The 12,159-nt window shown below is 68.0% G+C and carries 13 protein-coding genes; 5 read left to right on the top strand and 8 right to left on the bottom strand.

Annotated features, from left to right (window positions below):
- Positions 1 to 102: 102 nt before the first annotated feature.
- Complete coding sequence (locus AMK58_RS10920) at positions 103 to 585, bottom strand: bacteriohemerythrin (protein WP_035671977.1); 483 nt, start codon at positions 583 to 585, stop codon at positions 103 to 105.
- A 476-nt stretch (positions 586 to 1,061) separates the two neighbouring features.
- Here AMK58_RS10920 and AMK58_RS10915 point away from each other — a divergent pair, with 476 nt between their 5' ends.
- Positions 1,062 to 2,453: a S10 family peptidase gene (locus AMK58_RS10915; RefSeq protein WP_236778111.1), complete on the top strand. Its 1,392-nt coding sequence runs from the start codon at positions 1,062 to 1,064 to the stop codon at positions 2,451 to 2,453.
- A 90-nt stretch (positions 2,454 to 2,543) separates the two neighbouring features.
- On the opposite strand, the gene AMK58_RS10910 is transcribed toward AMK58_RS10915, so the two are convergent.
- On the bottom strand, positions 2,544 to 4,409 hold the full coding sequence (locus AMK58_RS10910; RefSeq protein WP_059398886.1) for a flagellin N-terminal helical domain-containing protein: 1,866 nt from the start codon (positions 4,407 to 4,409) through the stop codon (positions 2,544 to 2,546).
- Positions 4,410 to 4,818: 409 nt separating this feature from the next.
- Here AMK58_RS10910 and AMK58_RS10905 point away from each other — a divergent pair, with 409 nt between their 5' ends.
- Together AMK58_RS10905 and AMK58_RS10900 are read left to right on the top strand one after the other, a co-directional pair.
- Complete coding sequence (locus AMK58_RS10905) at positions 4,819 to 5,286, top strand: RidA family protein (RefSeq protein WP_035671998.1); 468 nt, start codon at positions 4,819 to 4,821, stop codon at positions 5,284 to 5,286.
- Positions 5,287 to 5,376: 90 nt separating this feature from the next.
- Positions 5,377 to 6,570 (top strand): GNAT family N-acetyltransferase, encoded by a 1,194-nt coding sequence (locus tag AMK58_RS10900; RefSeq protein WP_059398885.1) that lies wholly within the window; start codon positions 5,377 to 5,379, stop codon positions 6,568 to 6,570.
- Between the two features lie 6 nt (positions 6,571 to 6,576).
- Here AMK58_RS10900 and AMK58_RS10895 read toward each other — a convergent pair whose 3' ends face one another.
- Entirely contained in the window at positions 6,577 to 7,053 is a 477-nt protein-coding gene (locus AMK58_RS10895) for a nucleoside deaminase (protein ID WP_035672003.1), read from the bottom strand.
- Between the two features lie 180 nt (positions 7,054 to 7,233).
- Between AMK58_RS10895 and AMK58_RS10890 the strand changes: the two genes are divergently transcribed.
- Positions 7,234 to 8,544, top strand: a complete 1,311-nt coding sequence (locus AMK58_RS10890) for a pentapeptide repeat-containing protein (RefSeq protein WP_051140130.1) — start codon at positions 7,234 to 7,236, stop codon at positions 8,542 to 8,544.
- Positions 8,545 to 8,547: 3 nt separating this feature from the next.
- On the opposite strand, the gene AMK58_RS10885 is transcribed toward AMK58_RS10890, so the two are convergent.
- Positions 8,548 to 9,660 carry a CaiB/BaiF CoA transferase family protein gene (locus AMK58_RS10885; RefSeq protein ID WP_035672005.1) on the bottom strand — a complete coding sequence of 371 codons (1,113 nt, stop codon included), beginning with the start codon at positions 9,658 to 9,660 and terminating at the stop codon, positions 8,548 to 8,550.
- Between the two features lie 151 nt (positions 9,661 to 9,811).
- Here AMK58_RS10885 and AMK58_RS10880 point away from each other — a divergent pair, with 151 nt between their 5' ends.
- On the top strand, positions 9,812 to 10,003 hold the full coding sequence (locus tag AMK58_RS10880; protein WP_035672008.1) for a YegP family protein: 192 nt from the start codon (positions 9,812 to 9,814) through the stop codon (positions 10,001 to 10,003).
- A gap of 117 nt (positions 10,004 to 10,120) precedes the next feature.
- Here the strand turns inward: AMK58_RS10880 and AMK58_RS10875 are convergent, their stop codons facing one another.
- The 4 genes from AMK58_RS10875 to AMK58_RS10860 form a co-directional block, all read right to left on the bottom strand.
- On the bottom strand, positions 10,121 to 10,363 hold the full coding sequence (locus AMK58_RS10875) for a hypothetical protein (protein ID WP_059398884.1): 243 nt from the start codon (positions 10,361 to 10,363) through the stop codon (positions 10,121 to 10,123).
- Positions 10,364 to 10,447: 84 nt separating this feature from the next.
- Entirely contained in the window at positions 10,448 to 10,933 is a 486-nt protein-coding gene (mlaD, locus tag AMK58_RS10870; RefSeq protein ID WP_014241151.1) for an outer membrane lipid asymmetry maintenance protein MlaD, read from the bottom strand.
- Between the two features lie 30 nt (positions 10,934 to 10,963).
- The gene (locus tag AMK58_RS10865) at positions 10,964 to 11,356 is read right to left on the bottom strand and encodes an NADH:ubiquinone oxidoreductase subunit NDUFA12 (RefSeq protein WP_014241150.1); all 393 of its coding nucleotides are present in this window, start codon (positions 11,354 to 11,356) and stop codon (positions 10,964 to 10,966) included.
- A 129-nt stretch (positions 11,357 to 11,485) separates the two neighbouring features.
- On the bottom strand, positions 11,486 to 12,157 hold the full coding sequence (locus AMK58_RS10860; RefSeq protein ID WP_035672012.1) for a LysE family translocator: 672 nt from the start codon (positions 12,155 to 12,157) through the stop codon (positions 11,486 to 11,488).
- Positions 12,158 to 12,159 lie beyond the last annotated feature (2 nt).

Genomic DNA, 12,159 nt, shown 5'->3' with positions numbered 1-12,159 from the left:
GCTCCATCCCCGGCATGGCGTGGAAAAGGGGAGGTCCTCGGACCTCCCCTTTTTTCATGCGGCCTTTTATGCGGGCTCCGGTGAGCGTGCGCTCCCGCGGGGTCAGACCGGGATGTTGGGGAAGACGCGGCCGGACAGCTGGGCGTCGGCCAGCTCCGCCGGGACGGCGTCGCGCTCCTTCAGCCAGCGGGCGAACTGGCGGTCGGCGGAGTTGATGTGCAGCATCAGCCATTGCGGCAGGAAGGTCGCCAGATACTCGGCGATGTTCTCCTCCGGCACGTTGCCGGTGGTGAAGGCGTGCAACTGCTCCCACGCCAGGGAATGCTGGACCAGATGGTCGGCCAGGAAAGGATAGCCGGCCTCCTCCATGACCTTCTGCTCGCTCGCGAAGTGAATCTCCGTATAGACCACCGCGTCGGCCAATGTCCGATAGACCTCCTCGCGGGACCGGCCTTCGGCGACGGCGACATGGAACGCCTGAACCAGTTCGATCCAATGCTTGTGCTGCTCGTCGATGTCGTCGACGCCCAACGCAAGATCGTCGCTCCAGACGAGATCCTGGAAATTCTCGGCGGGCATGTCCATGATCGCGATAACTCGGCTTAAAGTGGTGGCAGTTTGGGCATCATAAACACGGTCGTATGTGCATCAATGGTTTGAATTGAGATAAATTGTCGCGGTTTTGGCGTGTGGGCTGTGGTGCACGCCGTAGGCGTGTGTCCTTGCCTGACGCCGGTCGCGGGTCAATATGCGGGCCTGTGACGACACAGCCGACGGGATGCGCCATGCGACGTGCCATGAACCGCCGCCTCCGCCTTTTGCCGCTGCTCGCCCTGCTGGTGCTGCCGCCGCTCCAGGTCCCGACCGCCCAAGACGCGGCCGCCCAAGGCGCGAATGCCCAAGACGCGAATGCCCAAGACGCGAATGCCCAAGACGCGAATGCCCAGGACGCGGCGCCTCAAAATGCACCGGCCCAGAACGAGCCGAATCAGAACGCAGCAAAGCCGGGAGATCGGACCGGCGGCGGCTTTGACGCCCAGCGCAGCGAGACCAAGCACCAGTTGCCGTTGCCCTCCGGGCCGCTCGCCTATACGGCGGTGGCGGAGTTCCTGCCCCTGCGCGACGGTCCGCGCGAGGAGGTGGCGGCCCGTGTCTTCACCGTCACCTACACGTTGGATGGCGCGCCGCGCGGCCAACGGCCGGTCGCCTTCGTGTTCAACGGCGGGCCGGGGGCGTCCTCGGCCTATCTGCATCTGGGGGCCTTGGGACCGAAGGTGGTCGGCTTCAACGACGACGGCTCGCTGGTGCGTCCGCCGGCCCCGCTGTTGGACAACCCGGACAGCTGGCTGGCCTTCGCCGATCTGGTCTTCATCGATCCGGTCGGCACCGGCTACAGCCGCGGCGTGCGGCGTGACGGCGGAAAGGAGGAGGGCGCGCGGCGGGACGAGGACCCCGGCAAGCGTTTCTGGTCGGTCGATGCCGACAGCCGGGCCATGGCCGAGATCGTCCGGCTCTGGCTGACCCGCAACGGGCGCTGGGAGTCGCCGAAATTCCTGGTGGGGGAAAGCTATGGTGGCTTTCGCATCGCCAAGATGGCCAACCGGCTGATCGACGACACCGGCATCGCCGTCAACGGGCTGATCATGGTGTCGCCGGTGGTCGATTTCGCCACCATCCGCGGCGGCGGCGGGCTTCTGGTGCCGGCGCTGCGGCTGCCCTCCTACGCCGCCTCCGCCGCCGCCAACGGTCTGGCGTCCGGCACCCCGGAGCAGGCGGCCGCGGCGGCGGAGCGCTACGCCTTCACCGGCTACCTCACCGGGCTGGCCGGGCTGGACTATCGTCGGCCCGGCGCGGCGCGGGACTTTTTCGCCGAGGTGGCGCGGACCACCGGCCTGCCCGAGGAGCTGGTGACCCGCTTCCGCGGCGAGATCCCCACCGACGTCTTCGCCCGCGAACTGCTGCGCGGGCGCGGGCGGGTTGCCAGCGTCTATGACGGAACCTTCACCGCCGCGGACCCCGACCCGTCGGCGGCGCGCCTTCCCTTCGATCCCTTCCTGAAGGGCACGGTGCCGACCTACACCACCGCCTTCGCCGCCTACGCCCGCGAATGGCTGGGCGTGCGGACGGAGGTGCCGTTCGACCTGCTCAGCGACCGGGTGAACCGGGGTTGGGAATGGCCGCGTTCCGGCCAGCCCAGCGCGGTGGACGATCTCCAGGCCGCCCTGACCCTGCAGCCGGCGCTGCGGGTGCTGATCGCCCATGGGCGCACCGACCTCATCACCCCCTACATGGCGTCGCGCTGGGTGGCGTCGCGCCTGGAACTGCCGGACGGGCAGGCCGACCGGGTGGCCGTGACGGTCCATGAGGGCGGTCACATGATGTACACCCGCGCGCCGGAGCGGGCGAAGCTGGCCGCCGACGCGCGGGCCCTGATCGAGGCTGCCCTGCGGTAGGGCGGCCAAAAGAAAACAGGCGCCCCGGTTGGGGGCGCCTGCTGCGCAATGCCTTGCCTCGGCCTGTGGTCGCCGGCTGGACCTTGCCGGTTAGAACAGACGCAGGATCGACTGCTGCGACTGGTTGGCCAGCGAGAGGGCGATGGTGCCGAGCTGCTGACGGGTCTGCAGCATCAGCAGGCTGGCGCCTTCCTCGTTCTGGTCGGCCAGCGTCAGCTTGTTGGCGCCTTCGACCAGCACGTCGCTGAACTCCTTCGTGAAGGTTTCGCGGGTCGTGATGATGTTCAGGTTGGTCGACAGCGTCTGCGAGGCCGAACGCAGGTTCTGCTTCGCATAGTCGATGCTGGCAACCGCCCTGTCGATATCGGCGCGGTCGGTCCAGTCGTTCTGCGCATAGTCCAGACGCAGGCCCTGGCCGCTGGTGGTCAGGTTCTGCGACTTCACCGTGATCGAGTTGGTGTTGCGCTCGTTGAGCTGCACCGTCAGATCGTTGGAGGTGTTGGCGTCGGTCACCTGCACCGAGACCAGGTTGGCCGCCGAGTTGGCCGCCGCCGCCTGCTTGATGGTCTTCTGATCGACGTTGAAGCGCACCGTGCCGGTGTCGAACGCGTAGGCGTTCTCGCCGTCCGACAGCTTGCCCTCGCCGCGCTTGGACATGCCGTCGCGGGTCACCGTGGCGCCGCTCAGGTTGCTGACCTGGATCTGGATGTCGACCTTCTTCTCGATGGTCGAGATGCCGTTGCCGGCGTTGGCGGCCTGCTCCAGCAGCTTGCGGTCCACCACGAAGGACACCACCGTGCCCGACGCGAAGCTCTCGGAGATGCGCTTGGTCAGGGCGTTCTCGGCCGTGGCCTTGACGGTCATCTCGCGGGCGGCGTTGGTCGTCGTCGCACCGGACAGCGTGATCGTTCCGGTCGTGCTGACCGTGACGGTCTGGACGTCCTTGCCGCTGAGGCGGCCGTTGGCGCCCAGCGCGCTGTTGATCGACGCCTTGAGCTGGTTGGCGATGTTGTTGCGGGCGGTCTGGCCCGTCGCCACGTCGCCGGCGGTCGCGGTGTAGGTGAAGGTCTGGTCTTCGACGGTGATGGTGAAGCTGTCGCCGGCTTCGATCGTGCCGCCCAGCGTCACCTGGGTGATCTGCGCGGTGCCCGTCTTGGCCGCCGTCGTCGTGTTGGCGGCCATGGTCTGGCTGTTGTCGAAGTAGGTGATCGTGCGCGACTCGTTGCCGTCCGTGATGATGAAGGACCGCTCGCGGCCCGACGCGCCGCGGACCTCGATCTGCACGTCGGAGAAGCTGCCGAGCGTGGTCGCCATGGTGCCGGACAGCTTCAGGCCGACCAGGCCGTGGGCCATTTCGGCGCTGTTGATCTCGCCGGCGGCGCCTTCGATGGAGCCGTCGCCCTTGATGCGCACCGTGTAGGTGTCGGCCGACACCACGTTGGTGACGCGGGCGTTCTCGATGCCCTGGATCGTGTTGACGGCGCGGCGCGATTCGCTGGTGGAGTCCATGCGCAGGCCGTTGCCGGCCAGCAGGTTCTTGCCGGCATAGCCGCTGTCGCCGGCCAGCTTGTCGATCTGCTCCTTCAGCGCGTTGAACTGCGAGGCCAGCGTCTTGCGGGTGGCGACGGAGCCGGCGTCGGTGCCCAGAGCGGAATAGGCGGCGGTGGTCAGGCCGCGCGCCTGCTCGATCATGCTTTCGATCGCGGTCACGCCCTTGTCGGCGGCCTTGATGGTGCTGATCGACTGACCCATGGCGTCCTTCAACGACGACAGGTCACCGGCGCGCTGGTTCAGGCTCTTCGCTGCGAAGAACGAAGTCGGGCCGTCGAGCGCCGAATTGATCTTGTTGCCGGTCGAGAGGATGTTCTGCTTGACACCGATCTTGTCGTTCACGCTCTGCAGTTGCAGCAGATTCGTGCGCATTGATGCGGTGAGAGTGACGTCGTTGATGGCCATGGTTCCAAGTCTCCTTCTGAGGCTCGCCCCGCGGCTGGTGCTTGAAACCGAAGCGAGGCAACGTGCATTTGCGCGATCCTCCCCTATCAAGACCCGTGCCAATTTGCGGATAGGGTGCTAAATCAATGATTTTAAAAGGTATTTTCAAAATCTGAACGGTAAGCCAGCTTTGGCCGGCGGGATGGTCCTTCCCAGGACGGTGGAAAGTTTTGCCGGGCAGAAAGGGTGTTGCGCCCCAGACTCCGGGACAAAACTTCCCAGTAGGGTCTCCGATTGGACCATGAGCGCGTGGTGCCGGTATGCCCTTGGTGCCGGCCGAGGAGGGAGGTATCGTCGGCGTGTCGCACCCATTGGGGCGCCACCCATCGCGGCGTTTTCGGCGCCCGCAACGAAGACGGAGGGATGAAGCATGGCCGGACGCATCGAGGCGCGGCTGAAGGAGTTGGGGATCGAGCTGCCGCAGGCGGCGGCCCCGGTGGCGGCCTATGTGCCCTACACCCGGTCTGGCAATACGCTCTACGTGTCGGGGCAGGTCACCGTGTGGAACGGCGAGCGCCGCTTCATCGGCAAGCTGGGCCAGGACTTCACGGTGGAGCAGGGCCAGCAGGCGGCGCGGCTGTGCGCTCTGAACATCATCGCCCAGGCGAAGGCAGCCTGCGGCGGCGATCTCGACCGGGTGGTGCGCGTGCTGCGTCTGGGCGGCTTCGTCAACGGCACCCCGGACTTCCACGACCAGCCGCTGGTCATCAACGGCGCGTCGGAGCTGATGATGCAGGTGTTCGGCGACGCCGGAAAGCACGCCCGCGCCGCGGTCGGCGCCCCGTCGCTGCCCGGCAACGTGGCTGTCGAGGTGGACGCCATCCTCGAACTGGCCTGATCCGGGGCTCCGGCCGGGGGAGACGGCGGGCCTCTTGCCGCGGCGCGGCAAAGCGCCCACCTCCCTCGGCGTACCCGTGAAGGAGAGAGCATGCCCGACGGCAAGGACACCGGCCCCGGCGCCGGGGAGGCCATCACCGTCAAGGTCCTGACCGGCATCGGCATGGCCGACCCCAAGGACTGGGACGCCTGCGCCGGGCCGGACAACCCGTTTCTCAGCCACGCCTTCCTGCTGGCGCTGGAGGAATCGGGGTCGGCCATCGGCCGCACCGGCTGGCAGCCCAGCCACCTTGCCGCTCTCGACGGGGCGGGGCGGATCATGGGGGCGGTGCCGCTCTATCTGAAGAACCATTCCTACGGCGAGTATGTCTTCGATCACGCCTGGGCGCACGCCTACGAACGGGCGGGCGGGCAATATTACCCGAAGCTGCAATGCGCGGTGCCCTTCACCCCGGTGCCGGGGCCGCGCCTTCTCGTCCGGCCCGGCGCCTCGGCCCTGGGGATGGAGGCGGTCGCCGGCGCCCTGATCCAGGGGATGGAGGAGGTGGCGCGGCGCTACGGCGTCTCCTCGGTCCATGTCACCTTCCCGGAGGAGGGCGATTGGCGCCGCCTTGGCGAGGCCGGCTGGCTGCTCCGCGAAGGCGTGCAATATCATTGGGAGAACCGTGGCTACGCCAGCTTCGACGATTTCCTGGGCACCTTGAACAGCCGCAAGCGCAAGACCATCCGCAAGGAGCGGCGCGAGGTGACGGAGAGCAGCGTCCGGCTGCACAGCCTGACCGGCGCCGACCTGAAGCCGGAGCATTGGGACGCCTTCCACCGCTTCTATCTGGAGACCGCGGACCGGAAGTGGGGCGGCGGCTATCTGAACCGCGCCTTCTTCCGCCTTCTTGGCGAGACCATGGCCGACCGGGTCATGCTGGTGATGTGCGAGGACAACGGGGAGTGGGTGGCCGGAGCCCTGAACCTGATCGGGGCCGACGCGCTCTATGGCCGCAACTGGGGCTCCGACGGCCGCTACCGCTTTCTGCATTTCGAGGCGTGCTATTACCGCGCCCTGGACTTCGCCATCGAGCGCGGCCTCGGCCGGGTCGAGGCTGGCGCCCAGGGGGAGCACAAGATCCAGCGCGGCTATCTGCCGGTGCCGACATACAGCGCCCACTGGGTGGCCGACCCCGGCTTCCACCGCGCCATCGCCGATTACCTGCGCCGCGAGCGGCCCGGCGTGGCGGCGGAGCGCGAGGCGCTGATGGAGCTGTCACCCTACCGTCGGGACGATCAGTAGACCGGCTCAGTAGGGAACACGGTCGGGGCGGGCGGCCCATTCGTCGAAGACGGCGTGCGCCTCGTCGGCCAGCAGGCGCTGCATGGGGATCGCCCGCTGCTCCAGCGGCAGGGCGATTTCCGTGTAGAGGAAAGCGTCGTCGAAACCGATGGACGCCGCGTCGTCGCGTGCGTTGGCGTAGACGATGCGTTCGATCCGCGCCCAGTAGATCGCCGACAGACACATCGGGCAGGGCTCGCAACTCGTGTAGACGGTCGCTCCGGCGAGGCTGAAGCTGCCGAGGTCGCGGCAGGCGTTGCGGATGGCGACGACCTCGGCGTGCGCCGTCGGGTCGTTGCTGGAGGTCACGCAGTTCCATCCCTCGCCGATGATCCGGCCATCCCGCGCGATGACCGCGCCGAAGGGGCCGCCGGCGTTGCCCTGCATGTGTGTGCGGCTGAGCGCGATGGCGCGGCGCAGGCACTCCGTGTCGAAACTCGTCATGCTTTCCCTCTCCCAAACCCTAACCGCGTTGATGTTCAATCATTTAGTGACCGTTTCACAGCCTTGGTCCGGCATGCGCCCGCGGCATTGCAGGGGTGGCGGACGATTTGGGATTTCTCCTTTACTGCCCCTGCGCAAAGCGTAGTGTGGGCGGGACCAGCCGACCGACGGACCCGCCCGATGACCGATCGCACCATGGAATTCCTGAAGCAGGTGCGGGATCATCTATTCTATCTCAAACTGAGGCCGGGCGGTGTGCGCCTTCAGGCGAAGGCCGTCGATCTGTCGAGGCTGCGGCTGAAGGGCTTCAACCTGCAGACGGCCATCCTCACCCAGGGCAACTTCTCCGATGCCCAGCTTGAGGAGGTTAGCTTCGCCATGTCCGACCTGTTCGGGGCGAATTTCAGCCGGGCGAAGCTGGTGGGCTCCTCCTTCGCGCGGGCGGACCTGCGCGGGGCGAATTTCCTGAAGGCCGACCTGACCCGCACCGACTTCGAAGGGGCCGATCTGCGCCCCGGCCAGATCATGGTCCACCGCGCCGGGCGCGAGGACGAGGAGGAGCGGCGGCCTGCCAACCTGACGGACGCGCGGATGGACGGCGTCAACTTCAAGGGCGCCGACCTCAGCCACGCCGAGCTGGCCAACGCCTCGACGGCCGGCGGCGACTTCAGCAACGCCAATCTGTTTGCCGCCAATCTGGCCGGGGCCGACCTGACCGAGGCGAATTTCAGCGGGGCCAAGATGAAGCGCGCCGTGCTGAACGGCGCCAACCTGACCCGCGCCATCCTGCGCAACGCCGACCTGCGCGAGGCGACCCTGCGCAACGTCGACCTGACCGTGGCGGACACGCAAGGCGCCAACCTGAGCGGTGCCGTCTACATGAAGAACGCCGACGCCCTGCCGGCGCCGGTGCGCAGCGTGCTGGACGCCCACATCCTGTGGATCAACAGCGGCGGCGGGGCCGGGCTGCGGGCGGATTTCACGGGGATGGACCTGCGCGGGCTGGACCTTACGGCCTGCGACCTGTCGGGCGGGGTGTTCCGCAACGCCAACCTGGACGAGGCCCGGCTGTCCAACGCCTCGCTCTCGCTGGCCGATTTCGGCGGGGCCAGCCTGCGCCGGGCGCGGCTGGACCAGGCGGTGCTGACCGGGGCGAACCTGAGCGGGGCCGATCTGACCGGGGTGGATCTCCACGGCGCCGACCTCGGCATGGTGGATTTGCGCAACCCGGACGGCACCCTGACCGGGCGGAGTTGGCCGGCCAACCTGACCGGCGCCACCCTGACCGCCGCCGACCTGCGCGGCGCCCGGCTGACCGGGGCGAGGCTGGCCGGTGCCAGTTTCGAAATGGCCAACCTCGCCTCGGCCGACCTGCGCGGCTGTGACGACGCGGCGGCGAACCTGTCGAAGGCCAGTCTGATGGGCGCCCGCCGTGGCCCGCTGGATGCACGGCCGCCGCGCGACGGCGGTGGGCCCCTCATCGCCCTGTAGCCGCTATTTCCAGGCGGCAAGCACCGCAGCGGCGGTGGACTCGCGCAAGGGGGCGCGCTCGGGCGGAGTGCCGCCATCGACGCGCAGGCCCATCAGGGTCTCCACCAGCGGTTCCGGTCCCGGCGTGACGCGGATCTGGCCGCGGGCGGCGATGTGCGGATGCTCCGGCATCTCCGCCAGCGTCGGCAGCGCCTCGAAGCAGCAGTCCACGGGGTCGAGCAGCGCCTTCCAGTCGGCGAGGCTGCGGCTGGCGAACAGGGCGTCCACCTCCGCGATCAGGGCGGCTTGGGGCAGCGGGTCGGCTTGCCGGGCGATCCAATCGGGGCGCTCCACCGCCTCGCAGAAGCCTTGCCAGAACTTGGCCTCCAGCGCCGAGAGGGTGGCGAAACGGCCATCGGCGGTGCGGTAGATGCGGTAGCAAGCGGCTCCGCCGGACAGCAGCGCCTCGCCGCGGTCAGGAACCTCCCCGCGGGCGTCGGCGGTCAGGTTGAAGCCCTGCCAGCCCAGCACCGTCTCCATGATCGACAGGTCGAGGAAGCAGCCTTCGCCGCTGCGCTGGCGCCCGAACAGGGCGGCGACCACCGCCAGCGCCGCCTGTTGGGCCGACGCGAAGTCGGCGACCGGCGGATGGCTGATCGAGGGGCGGTCCGGCGTACCCGAAGAATCCAGGCCACCGCCGACCGCCATGTAGTTCAGGTCATGGCCCGCCCGCCGGGCGTAGGGGCCGCTGCTGCCCCAGCCCGACAGGCTGGCATGGACAAGCCGCGGGTTCAGCGCACGCAGCCGGGCGTGGCCAACCCCAAGCTTGTCCAGCACGCCGGGGCGATAGCTTTCCACCAGGGCATCGGCCCCGGCGATCAGCGTCTCGAAGGCGCGGCGGTCGCCGTCGTCCTTTAGGTTCAGGCGGATGACGGTCTTGCCGGCGTTCAGCAGCTTGTAGGCGGCGGTCGTGCCGTCGGCGTCCGTGGGGCCCATCTGGCGCAGCGGGTCGCCGCTTGGAGCCTCGACCTTCACCACTTCAGCGCCAAGGTCGGCCAGCATCTGGGCGGCGTAGGGACCCGGCAGATACTGGCCGAGGTCGATGACGCGCAGTCCGCTCAGAAAGGGCAGGGGCATGGTGCGTTTCCTCATTCTTCGTTTCGGCATGCTTCGTTTTGGGGCCGCCTGGAAGGAGTGTCCGTGATGCGGCATCGGGAATGCAACCGTTCACCCTTCACATTCGTGCCGCCTCCGCCGTCCGTATCAGACCAACGGCGAGGAGGAAAACATGTCCACCGGCAAGGCTCCCAAGTACAAGGTCTACAAGGATCACCGCAACGAATGGCGCTGGACCTTCCACGCCGCCAACGGCGAGACCATCGCCGTCAGCAGCGAGGGCTACACGGCCGAGCGCGACTGCCTGCACGGCATCGCCCTGATGAAGAGTTCCGACGACGCGGTCGTCCTGGTCGAGGAATGAGCCGGGCCGGGCGCGCCCCTTTGGCTCCGGACGAAAAGAAGGAGGGCGTTGCGCAGCCTGTGTGAAAACCCCGGCCCGCCTGGGCGGGGGATTCCTTGCTTACAGGAGTGGCTGCGGTCAGTTTGCCCCGGCGAGGCGGCTCGGGATCTCCGGGCGCTGCTTCGGGTGGGCTGCAAGCAGGGCTTTGGCAAAGCCGAGCGCCGCCAGATCCGGCGTGCCGACGACCGCGTCCACCACCCGGACCATCGCATCCGGTGCGTTCAACCCATCCAGTGTCTCGGGGAAAAGCGTCGCCTTATGGCGCGACGTACCGTCAATGTGGCCTGACATGACAATGCCCGCAGCTTGCGCTGCGGGCATTGTCGCTTAACCTTCAGGTGCCGGGAATCGTGTTTCCACACAGGCTGGCGAGGCCCCTCCGTTCGCCGCCTCTGTGTGCGGCGCTTAGAGCTTCGGTGGTTCGCCACCCTCCTGGCCGGGCTTGCTCATGTTCTGCAGCGAGAAGATGACCTGACCGAGAAGCTGCTCGATGCCGGGGGTGCTCTGCGTGTATTCGACGCGGCCGTCCGGCTTGAGCATGTCCTCCTCACCGCCCGGCTCCAGCGACAGGAACTTGCCACCCAGCAGGCTTTCCGAGGCGATGACCGCCGCGGTGTCCTTGGGCAGCTTGATATCGGGGTGGATCGACATGTGGACGACCGCCTGATAGCTCTTCGGGTCGAGCGTCAGTTCGGTGACCGAGCCCACCTTCACGCCGCTGATCCGCACGTCCGCCCCGCTCTGCAGGCCGGAAATGCTGGTGAAATTGGCGGTGAGGGCGTAGCCGTTCACCTTCCGCAAATCGGCACTGGTGTAGGCAAAAGCCAGAAAAAAGCCGGCCACGGCGAGAACAACCCCGCCGAGCACGGTTTCAATCACATTGCGGCGCATGAGGAATTCCTAAGGGACCGCGCGGGCGTCTCAGCCCGGAGTCCAGGGTTCGTAATCGCCGGTGGCGCGCACGCGCTGCCCGCCCGCATATTGGTGCCCGGGCGGCCGGTAGGCCTGGAGCGAGCCGGACAGGTTCGGAAGATGTTCCTTCTGCCACGGCTTGTGGAAGGCGCTGTTGCCTTCCGGCAGCGGCTCCTTGGTGGTGTGATGCAGCCAGGAATGCCATTCCGGCGGCACCTTGGAGGCATCCGGCTCGCCGGCATAGATCACCCAGCGGCGTTCCTTGACGCCGGCGATCGCGCTCGGGGCGCGGTAATAGGTGTTGCCGAAGCGGTCGGTGCCGACCTTGTTGCCCCGGCGCCAGGTGACAAACCGGATGTGGATGTTCGCCATCCAGGTGATCAGGGAGATCTTCTCGCTCATCGTCGCTCGCGGTCGGTAAGCCATTCGGCCGGACGGGCTGGCCGGTTAAACGCGGGCGGCACTATGACACCCCCGGCCACGCTCGTCCACTGACTCCGCAACGTCTTTTCCCGCCTGACGGATTTGCCGTCAGGCGATGCGCCGGTCGGTCAGCAGAAGGCGCAGCGCGAAACCCAGGAAGAGCACCCCCGCGACGCCGTCCAGAACCGCCCGCACCCGCGCGCTCGACAGGGCGCGCCGCGCGGCACCGGCGCTGAGCGCCGCGACCCCCAGCAGATAGAGGCCGCCGATGACGCCGAGGATCGCGCCAAGCAAGAAGATCTGCAGCGCGACGTGGCCGAGCGCCGGTGCGACGAATTGCGGCACGAAGGCGAGATAGAACAGGATGACCTTCGGATTCAGCAGGTTGGTCAGCAACGCCTGGAGGAAGACGCGGTGTGCCGGGGCCGACTCGGGCTTGGTGGTGACCGCCTCTTCGCCGCGGCGGCGGCCAAAGCCGCTCCGCAGGGCGCTCCACAGCGCCCGTCCGCCGATCCAGCCCAGATAGGCGCCGCCGACGTAGCGCAGCACGTCGAACAGGGCTGGCGAGGCGGCGACCAGCGCCGAGATGCCGGCGGCGGCGAGCAGCGCGTGGATCAGGTTGCCCAGCGTGATGCCGGCGGTGGCGACCACCCCGGCGTTGCGGCCGTCCATCACGCTGCGCGACAGGACGAGCAGCGAATCCGGTCCCGGCGCCAGCGTCAGCACCAGCGCCGCGACGAGGTAGAGCTGAAGCAGATGCGGGTCGAGCGGCAGGGGCATGG

This window comes from Azospirillum brasilense, from assembly GCF_001315015.1.
In the GTDB taxonomy this organism is placed as follows: domain Bacteria; phylum Pseudomonadota; class Alphaproteobacteria; order Azospirillales; family Azospirillaceae; genus Azospirillum; species Azospirillum brasilense.
Note: the sequence above shows the minus strand (reverse complement) of the source record. Positions and strands in the feature narration are given on the sequence as shown.

Coding starts and splice junctions, on each gene's coding strand:
- AMK58_RS10920 (WP_035671977.1), bottom strand. CDS start 585: ATGGACATGCCCGCCGAGAATTTCCAGGATCTCGTCTGGAGCGACGAT.
- AMK58_RS10910 (WP_059398886.1), bottom strand. CDS start 4,409: ATGGCCATCAACGACGTCACTCTCACCGCATCAATGCGCACGAATCTG.
- AMK58_RS10905 (WP_035671998.1), top strand. CDS start 4,819: ATGGCCGGACGCATCGAGGCGCGGCTGAAGGAGTTGGGGATCGAGCTG.
- AMK58_RS10900 (WP_059398885.1), top strand. CDS start 5,377: ATGCCCGACGGCAAGGACACCGGCCCCGGCGCCGGGGAGGCCATCACC.
- AMK58_RS10895 (WP_035672003.1), bottom strand. CDS start 7,053: ATGACGAGTTTCGACACGGAGTGCCTGCGCCGCGCCATCGCGCTCAGC.
- AMK58_RS10890 (WP_051140130.1), top strand. CDS start 7,234: ATGACCGATCGCACCATGGAATTCCTGAAGCAGGTGCGGGATCATCTA.
- AMK58_RS10885 (WP_035672005.1), bottom strand. CDS start 9,660: ATGCCCCTGCCCTTTCTGAGCGGACTGCGCGTCATCGACCTCGGCCAG.
- AMK58_RS10880 (WP_035672008.1), top strand. CDS start 9,812: ATGTCCACCGGCAAGGCTCCCAAGTACAAGGTCTACAAGGATCACCGC.
- AMK58_RS10875 (WP_059398884.1), bottom strand. CDS start 10,363: ATGCCCGCAGCGCAAGCTGCGGGCATTGTCATGTCAGGCCACATTGAC.
- mlaD (WP_014241151.1), bottom strand. CDS start 10,933: ATGCGCCGCAATGTGATTGAAACCGTGCTCGGCGGGGTTGTTCTCGCC.
- AMK58_RS10865 (WP_014241150.1), bottom strand. CDS start 11,356: ATGAGCGAGAAGATCTCCCTGATCACCTGGATGGCGAACATCCACATC.
- AMK58_RS10860 (WP_035672012.1), bottom strand. CDS start 12,157: ATGCCCCTGCCGCTCGACCCGCATCTGCTTCAGCTCTACCTCGTCGCG.